This is a genomic window from Nitrospinota bacterium (assembly GCA_016235255.1).
Classification (GTDB): Bacteria; Nitrospinota_A; UBA7883; order UBA7883; family JACRLM01; genus JACRLM01.
Genome location: JACRLM010000106.1, coordinates 1 through 4,045, shown reverse-complemented (window position 1 = coordinate 4,045; position 4,045 = coordinate 1). Strand labels below are relative to the sequence as shown.

At 56.6% G+C, this 4,045-nt stretch carries 4 protein-coding genes; all 4 read left to right on the top strand.

Features of this window, described 5'->3' with window-relative positions; translation table 11 throughout:
• Window positions 1-358 precede the first annotated feature (358 nt).
• The 4 genes from HZB29_13815 to HZB29_13800 all read left to right on the top strand — a co-directional run bounded on the left by HZB29_13815 (window position 359) and on the right by HZB29_13800 (window position 3,829).
• Window positions 359-1,363, top strand: coding sequence for an SDR family NAD(P)-dependent oxidoreductase (locus HZB29_13815; GenBank protein MBI5816674.1), 1,005 nt, complete (start codon window positions 359-361; stop codon window positions 1,361-1,363).
• An 85-nt stretch (window positions 1,364-1,448) separates the two neighbouring features.
• Window positions 1,449-3,191, top strand: coding sequence for a 4-hydroxy-3-methylbut-2-enyl diphosphate reductase (gene ispH, locus HZB29_13810; protein ID MBI5816673.1), 1,743 nt, complete (start codon window positions 1,449-1,451; stop codon window positions 3,189-3,191).
• 53 nt (window positions 3,192-3,244) lie between these two features.
• The gene (locus HZB29_13805; protein ID MBI5816672.1) at window positions 3,245-3,514 is read left to right on the top strand and encodes a TMEM165/GDT1 family protein; all 270 of its coding nucleotides are present in this window, start codon (window positions 3,245-3,247) and stop codon (window positions 3,512-3,514) included.
• A gap of 144 nt (window positions 3,515-3,658) precedes the next feature.
• A complete protein-coding gene (locus HZB29_13800; GenBank protein ID MBI5816671.1) occupies window positions 3,659-3,829 on the top strand; it encodes a SelT/SelW/SelH family protein in 171 nt (56 codons plus the stop codon).
• The last annotated feature ends 216 nt before the right edge of the window (window positions 3,830-4,045 follow it).

Genomic DNA, 4,045 nt, shown 5'->3' with positions numbered 1-4,045 from the left:
GGGGGGCCTATCTTCACACAAGCTCGATGGCTTCAGAACACCTCGGCCTCCCCGGAATCGAATGCCTTATACATATGAGTATGCTCTGATTTTGAATGTACAAGAACACCCCGATGAGCATTTGGGCAACAGCCCGAGGCGACCACGGGGAAGCGGAATTTTTAAGCTGTTTTGGAGGCGGGGCGCCGGGTGTTTTATTGTACAAGGGGCACGGCGCGCCGTGCCCCTACGGAAACGCGATCCCGGATAGCCGATGACGCCTTCCGGGATGACAGGACAGGCTATCCGCATCGCCCGTGACAGCAAACGGCCTTCCGTGGAATAATGTGTTTTCAAATATCAACTATTCGGCATCGCAATGGCTTTTGAAAAATCCGTGATGGTGACCGGGGTCGGGGGCTTCATCGGCGGGCCGCTGGTCGCCCACCTTGCCAAAAACGGATGGAAAGTCATCACGGTCACCACCCGTGACGAAAACGATCTGGCGGCGGCGGCGCGATTGGACCTGGACGGCGGGATCAAATATATAAAAATCCCGGACATCAACCATTATGAAAGTTACGAATCGGCCGCAAAGGACGTGGACGTGGTGGTGCATCTTGCGGGTGTGGCGCACCAGGTGTCCCGCCGGGTGGGGGATGATGTCTATGAGGCGGTGAATGTCCGTGGAGCGGTAAAGGTGGCGCAAGCTGCGTTGCGCGCAGGTGTAAAGCGCTTTGTGTACGCAAGCTCCATCAAGGTCCATGGCGACTTCACCAAAAATTCCCCTTTCACGGAGCAGTCCCCTTTCGATCCGAGGGACGCGTACGCCGCCAGCAAGGTGAAGGCGGAACGGGCGCTTTGCGAATTGCTGCCGGGCTCGGGCATGGAACTGACCATATTCCGCCCCACCCTTGTGTATGGCCCGGGGGTGAAGGGGAACATGGCCAACCTGCTCAAGCTGGCGTCCAAAAGCCCGGTGGTCCCATATATCCAGTCGGCGAATAAACGCAGTTTCCTTTACGCGGGCAACCTCAACGAAGCCGTGGAAACACTGATGACCCATCCAGCGGCGGCGGGTGAAAGTTTTATTTTGAGCGACGGGGGCGGCGTCTCCACCCGGGAGTTGATACTCGCAATCTCCAGGGGTATGGGCAAGAACGCCATCCTTCTGCCGGTCCCCGGCATTTTTCTGGCCGCCGGGGCAAAGTTTGGTGATTTGTGGGAAAGCCTCACAGGCTCGGTGTTCCCCCTTAATTCAAAATCGGTGACAAAACTTACCGGCTCGCTTCTGGTGGACAGTTCAAAGATCACAAGCCTCACCGGCTGGCGGCCCCGTTTTTCGATGGAAGAGGGGATACGGGAGATGGTAAAGAGGGCGTAACGTCCCTTCGCCTGACATCCGCCATTGATTCGCAAAACCAGCACCCTTTTTTGCCCGGCGCCGGTGTGTGTGGCACAATAAAAGGATGAGCGATAATGGCGAAGTGAAGGTGGCAAGGACCGCCGGGTTCTGCTGGGGCGTCAAAAGGGCGATAGACATCGCCATGAACACCGCAAAAAACACCGACGGGCCCGTATATACCCACGGGCCGTTGATCCACAATCCCCAGGCGATTGAAATGCTGGAGGGGAAGGAAATCTTCGCGCTAAAGGACGCCTCCACCCTTGAAAAAGGGACCGTGATAATCCGCACCCACGGGGTCACTCCCGAAGTGAGAAGGGGATTAAAGGAGCGCGGCCTTACCATCAACGACGCCACATGTCCCCTTGTGGCCAAAGTCCAGGGGATAATCAAGAAGCACGCGCACAAGGGATATCACACCATCATCATCGGCGACGCGGGACACGCGGAAGTCACCGGCCTGATGGGCTACGCCGACGGGCGAAGCCACGTGATCGGCGCCGCGGAGGATGTGGACGCGCTGCCGCCGATGGACAAGGTGTGCGTGGTGGCGCAGACCACTTGCGACATTCAAAAGTACGGCGTGATCGTGGACGCGATAAAGCTCAAATATCCGGAGGCGGTGGTGGCGCATACCATTTGCGACGCCACGGAGGAGCGCCAGGAGGAAGTGTTGAAGCTTGCCCGGGAGGTGGACGCAATGATCGTGGTCGGCGGGCGCAACTCCGCCAACACGGGAAGGCTGGCCCAGATAGCCGGCGAGGCTGGAGCGGAGACGTTCCTTGTGGAGACCGAGGAGGAGCTTGACCCTGCCGCCATCGTCCGGTTTGCCCGGGTGGGGATAACGGCGGGCGCTTCCACCCCTGCGTGGATGATCGAGAGGGTGAAGGAACGTGTGGAGCATCTGCGTGGGCGCAAGCGGGCTGGCTTCGGCGCAAAAATCAAGGCCGCCGCCGAGCTCGCCGTGGTGAGCAACATAAGCCTTGCCGCCGGGGCGGCCCTTATGACATACGCCAATTGCACGCTGACCAACACCGATTTTGGCTGGAGGGCCGGCGCCATCCCCGCCATGTACCTGTTCTCCATGTACGTGCTCAACCAGATAAACGACATGCAGTCGTACAAAAACAACGAGCCGGAAAAAATGCGGTTCTACCTCAAACGCAGCGGGCCGATGAACATGGCCGCGTTGCTCTCCGCGGCGGGCGGATTCGCCCTGGCCGCCTCCCTGGGAATGCAGGCGGGGGGGGTGTATGTGGTGGCGATGATTCTGGGGCTCGGTTACACCGTGAAGTGGTTCCCTAAATGGAAAGTGATCCGCATCCACAGGTTAAAGGACATCCCGGCCTCCAAGGACGTTTTCGTGGGGCTTGGCTGGGGCGCCGTCACCGTGCTCATCCCCGCCCTGGGACAGCAAGGGGAGGAGAATCCCAACCTGCTGGCCATCGCATTCATTTTCACCTTCACGCTCGTTTATATCCGGTCGGTGCTATCCGACATTCGGGACATCAACGGCGACAGGCTCGTCGGACGCGAGACCATACCGATCCTCATCGGCAACGAAGGGACCAAGGTGTTCCTTGCGTTGATAGTGGTGGGGCTTGCCACGATGCTTGTGTCGGCGGCCATGTCCGGCCTTGCCGGGCCGTTTGCATACGTGTTGCTCCTTTCGATTGCGTACACGGCGCTGTACCTTTGGTTTTACCATAAAAGAATAATCAGCCGCGGGCTGAGGTTCGACCTGACGTTGGACGGAGTGTTTTATTTCACCGGTGCGCTGGCGATAATCTGGACGGCGGCGGCGTAAGGACGCTGCCCTCCAAATACGGCGCGATGATATTTTTGTCGAAGGGGGGAAAGTTGGATATCAAGACAATCGTTTCTGTTTTTACCATGATCTTCCTGGCCGAGCTTGGGGACAAGACACAGTTGGCGACACTGGCGTTCTCCGCGGGCGAGTCTTCCAAGATAAGCGTGTTCCTGGGATCGGCGCTGGCGCTTATCGCCACTTCGGCCATCGCCACGCTCTTTGGCGGGATCATTTCGTATTATGTGCCTATTTCGTTCCTGCACAAGGCGGCGGGAGTGACCTTTATAGCTTTCGGCGCGATGTACCTTTTTAAAAACTGATGGTTTTGAGCTGGACGAACGGCTGGAATGATATAATGCAAATGTCTGTTTGTCACAGTTTTGATCAAAATGTCCAAGGAGATTGAAGTGAAAGTCACGATCACATATTGCGTTCAGTGAAGCTATTTCCCGAGAGCCGCCAGTCTGGCGGAAGAGATTAAGAACTCACTGGGAGTCACCCCTGAATTGACTAGGGGACATGGCGGGATATTTGAAGTGACCGCGGATGGGGAGACTTTGTTTTCAAAACATACCGAGGGCCGGTTCCCCACTAACGAGGAAATCCTCGCAAAATTGAAGGCCAAATCATCTTGATGTACCACGGCGCATTCCGCTGGTAAAATCAGCCTTCTTCATCTTTCCCAATACCCTTATGCTTGCGTATCCCGTATGTAAGCGGACAAAATGTTTGGTAATTTGGGACAAAATGTTTGCACAATTTTCATCCTGTGGAAAACCGGCACTTATCCACAGGTTTTGTAACGCCATTTTCGCTTTTATGTTCGCCTAATTTTCGCCTATCAACTGGGC

Excerpts from the sequence above, each read along its gene's own strand:
- HZB29_13815 (MBI5816674.1), top strand. The coding sequence starts at position 359 with ATGGCTTTTGAAAAATCCGTGATGGTGACCGGGGTCGGGGGCTTCATC.
- ispH (MBI5816673.1), top strand. The coding sequence starts at position 1,449 with ATGAGCGATAATGGCGAAGTGAAGGTGGCAAGGACCGCCGGGTTCTGC.